Below are 3,683 nucleotides of genomic sequence, written 5' to 3' on the forward strand. Positions count from 1 at the left end.
TCAGCCGGCCGGGGTCGGCGGTCATCGAGACCCGGTACGGGTTGAACCAGGCGTGCAGGTCGAGGTTGCGCCGGTGCGCCTCGGCGACCGCGAAGCCGAGCGGGTCGTAGCCGGGGTCCTGGCCCTGGGTTCCGGTCAGCCACTCCGACCACGGCTCGAGCGGCGACGGCCAGAACGCGTCCGCGGTGGGCCGCACCTGGAGGATGACCGTGTTGAACCGGTGCGCCACCGCCTCGTCCAGCCAGCGCACCAGCTCCGCCTGCTGCTCGGCCGCCGGCAGCCCCGGGCGGGACGGCCAGTCGATGTTCGTCACGCTGGCGATCCACTCGGCGCGCAGTTGCCGCTTGGGCGTCGCGGGATTGGGCGGGTCGCAGGACGGCGTGCTCGCAGCCGCCGACACCGGAACGCTCAGCAATGTCGCGGTCAGCGCGAGAATCACGGCCAGTTTCATGCGCGACAGTGTGCCTCGTTCACGACTTACTTGTATAGACAGTGAACGACTAACCGATTCAGGAAGCCCAGGGAAGTCGGCCGGGCGGCGCGGATTCGAGCCAGGAGAGGAACCCGGTGAGCGCGTCCGTCCCCATGGCGAGCTCGACCTCGGCGTCGGTGCCCGCGCGGCGGTTGCGGAACCGGACCACCCGGGCACCGGCCGGCATGCTGTAGGCCTCCGGCCCCTCCGGCTCCCGACGGTCGACGATCTCCAAGCCGTTGCGCCGGATCACCCGGTCCGGGCCGGAGCGCAGGCTGAGCACGCGGAACCAGACGAACTCGTCGCCGACGTAGCGGCCGACGCCCAGATGCCAGCCCTTGCCGGACTTGTCGAGCCGGATGCGCAGCGCGACGTGCACACCACCGGAACGGAGCAGCCGCAGGCGGCGGAACACCAGACACGCCATGATGACCGCGACCAGGCCCAGGAGCGCTCCGACCACCACGCTGATGTCCACGGCCGCTCCCACCCGCTCCGCCGTCCGTCAGGCCTGTGGCCCGGCGGCGCGGAGCCGCACGATGAGTCTCGCCGGAACGAGACAACGGACGGCCATGTCGCTCAACACGAACTCCCTAAACGCCTGAGGTACCCAGGCAGTCTAAGAGACCTCTTGCACCCACTTCAGCCCCAACGTTCCCCCGATGCGGTGAATGTCACACGCGGTGCGGTAAAACGCACGGAACGCCGTTCTCGTGATTAGCCCGGCTGAACCCTCGCGCGTCAGGCGCCCAGCCGGCCCGACTTGATCGCGGCCAGGAACGGCCCGAAGGTGATCTTGAGGACCGGCCCGGTGGGATTCTTACTGTCCCGGACCCTAGTGCGTGTCCCACCCACGGATAACTCGACGCACGTGTTCGCGGCCGCGCTTCGGCTGCTCTTGCGCCAGGTCTGATCAGTGCTCATGGCCTGCTATCGCTTCCCTCGCTGCCCGAATGATCTGCCTGGACCGTCGTGGTGACGGAGCGGCAGCGGCGACGTCCTCCCACACAGCAGAGAGCGTTGCCACGCCGTCTCCATTCTCCACCGTTTCACCACCAGCGATGTATTCCAGGTACGCCAGCCCTGGCTCATCCGGGTCGGCGAAGTCGAGCAGCACCAGTGCTCCGGTCAGCGGGCCGTACGCACCAAGGCTGAACGGGAGTACCTGGATCGTCACATTCGGCCGAGATCCAGCGGCAAGCAGGTGGTCTAGCTGGGCAACCATGACATCCGGCCCGCCGATCATGCGCCGCAACGCGGCCTCATCGATCAACGCGTGCAGCGCGAGCGGTGGGTCCTCGCGATCGAGCAGCTCCTGACGCTCCCGCCGTTCCGCGGCGGAGCCGTTCTCGTCACCGCCCGCCGGGTTCAGCCGGTGACTTCCGCGCCAGATCTCGGCCGCATAAGCCGGGGTTTGCAGGAAGCCCGGGATGATCACGTTGTCCAGAGTCCGTACGCGCTCGGCGTCCGCTTCGTCACGGCGGAAGGTGCGGTACTGCTCCACCATGTTGGCCCCGTGCTCCAGTCGGGCCATGCTGGCCTTGGCGGCCGCCCGAAGCCCCTCGGCTTCTGCGCGCTCACCGGGCGTTGCCTGGTAGATCTCCAGCAGAGCACGGATCAGCAGGAAGCCCGGCACCGTGTAGCCGCCTTCCATCCTGGTGATGGTGGTCCGGGCGACCTGGAGCTCTTCGCCGAGCATCTCCGGAGTCCATCGCTTGTCGCAGCGCTCACGCCGCATCTGCATGAAGCGTCCAAAAAGGATCTTCCGGCGAGTCTGCTCTGGCCTCGGAGACATGCCCAAACATTATTGAAGCAGCGCGTGACCGAACATCACCCGATCGGTTAAATGCCGATGCACAGTGCATCAGCTAATGTGCGGACAATTGGGTGCAAAGGTCTGGAGTGGAGCATGGAAGACGTGACGTTCGGCTCGTGGGTGGCGATCCACGACGGCTGCCCGATCAGGTACGAGCTCTACGGCAGCGGCGGGACACGAGTGCTGTGCGGGAAGCCGCCGGCGTTCGAGTTCGAGATCGACTCCGAGGCGCTGCGTGAGTTGCTCCGGGTTGGCGACGAGGCGCTCCGTGAGATGGATGCGCTGCACGCCCAGGAACAAGCCGACCATGACCCTTGCGGATTCAAGGGCTGACACGCCGCGAGGGGTTCCCGGCAGCTGGCCGCGAGCCGAGCAGACTTGGCGGATGAGCCCCGTGAGTCGTAGGCGGAAAACCAAGAAGAGCAACAAAATCGCTCGGCAACGGGTCCTGACCGGCCCGTTCGCCGACACCGAGCCCTGTGACTGCCCGGCCTGCTCCGGTGAGGGCGTCGACGTGCCGGAGTTGGTCGACCAGATGCTGGGCGGCTTCGGTGAAGCGGAGCCCACTGACCCGATGGAGACTGAGTTGGCCGCGGCCGCGTTGGTGGCCATGTTCGAGGTGGCCGGGGGCGAGGACGCGCTGATCGGTGGGCTCATCCCCGAGTTCGAGGCCAAGGCGACCACACCGGCGCTCACCCTGCTGCTGGCCATCGCGTCGGTCGCGGGCGACCGGGTGGGCAAGGCCGCCGCGGCGGCCGCGGACCGGCTCATCGACGCCGCCGTCCCGATGCCGGGTTGGGTCGCCGAGTTGCGCGAACCCGTCACGGCCGGCGAGTGCTGGCACCTCACCGACACCGAGGGCGCCGCGTCCATCCTTGCCTGCTCATTTCATCGAAACGAGCACGGACACACGGCCGTGGTCATGGTCGACCACACCCATTGCGGCGCGGCCTCCGACATCGCGCTCACCGACCTGGATCAACTGCCGCTGCTCCTGGAGCAGGCACAGGCTTCCGGCGCAACGCGCGGTGTCGAGGTCACCGGGGAGAGCGTGGACCTGGCCGAGTTCCGCTGGCTGGTCGAGGACGCCCTGGACGCGCGGGCCGTGCATGACGACCAGGACGCGCGGACGGGGTTGGCCGATCCGCTCTTCGCCGAGTCCGAGCTGCCGAACTACCGCACGCTGGCCGTGCTGTTGCGGTCCCGGATAGGCGCGCTTCCCCACTCCGGCAAGCCGAAGGCACCGCACCGCGACACGCTCTTCGCCACGCCGAGCCCGGTGCCACGGCTGCTGAGCGCCGCGAACCGCAAGCTGCCGGCGAAGCCGAAGGGGCGCAAGGGTTCCGCGCCGGTGTACCAGATCAAGGTTTCCCTGCGCGGCACGAAACCGCCGGT

6 protein-coding genes are annotated in these 3,683 nt (G+C 68.2%); 2 read left to right on the forward strand and 4 right to left on the reverse strand.

Going from position 1 to position 3,683, the window contains the following annotated elements:
- The 4 genes from VGR06_RS02250 to VGR06_RS02265 all read right to left on the reverse strand — a co-directional run.
- Positions 1-451 (reverse strand): glycoside hydrolase family 10 protein (locus VGR06_RS02250; protein ID WP_327557231.1); only part of this gene is annotated, 451 nt, incomplete at its 3' end.
- Positions 452-509: 58 nt separating this feature from the next.
- Complete coding sequence (locus VGR06_RS02255; RefSeq protein ID WP_327557232.1) at positions 510-950, reverse strand: DUF2550 domain-containing protein; 441 nt, start codon at positions 948-950, stop codon at positions 510-512.
- A gap of 263 nt (positions 951-1,213) precedes the next feature.
- Positions 1,214-1,396, reverse strand: a complete 183-nt coding sequence (locus tag VGR06_RS02260; RefSeq protein ID WP_327557233.1) for a DUF397 domain-containing protein — start codon at positions 1,394-1,396, stop codon at positions 1,214-1,216.
- A complete protein-coding gene (locus VGR06_RS02265) occupies positions 1,386-2,216 on the reverse strand; it encodes a Scr1 family TA system antitoxin-like transcriptional regulator (protein ID WP_327557234.1) in 831 nt (276 codons plus the stop codon). The genes VGR06_RS02260 and VGR06_RS02265 overlap by 11 nt, the downstream gene beginning before the upstream one ends.
- 165 nt (positions 2,217-2,381) lie before the next feature.
- Here VGR06_RS02265 and VGR06_RS02270 point away from each other — a divergent pair, with 165 nt between their 5' ends.
- On the forward strand, positions 2,382-2,621 hold the full coding sequence (locus tag VGR06_RS02270; protein WP_327557235.1) for a hypothetical protein: 240 nt from the start codon (positions 2,382-2,384) through the stop codon (positions 2,619-2,621).
- Between the two features lie 52 nt (positions 2,622-2,673).
- On the forward strand, positions 2,674-3,683 hold a 1,010-nt coding region (locus VGR06_RS02275), incomplete at its 3' end, for a hypothetical protein (RefSeq protein ID WP_327557236.1).

Origin of the sequence: Actinophytocola sp., from assembly GCF_036002505.1 — a bacterium.
Lineage (GTDB): Bacteria > Actinomycetota > Actinomycetes > Mycobacteriales > Pseudonocardiaceae > DASYTH01.

Bases quoted from the DNA above. Each gene is read 5' to 3' on its own strand.
- VGR06_RS02270 (WP_327557235.1), top strand. From the start codon at position 2,382: ATGGAAGACGTGACGTTCGGCTCGTGGGTGGCGATCCACGACGGCTGC.
- VGR06_RS02260 (WP_327557233.1), bottom strand. From the start codon at position 1,396: ATGAGCACTGATCAGACCTGGCGCAAGAGCAGCCGAAGCGCGGCCGCG.
- VGR06_RS02265 (WP_327557234.1), bottom strand. From the start codon at position 2,216: ATGCAGATGCGGCGTGAGCGCTGCGACAAGCGATGGACTCCGGAGATG.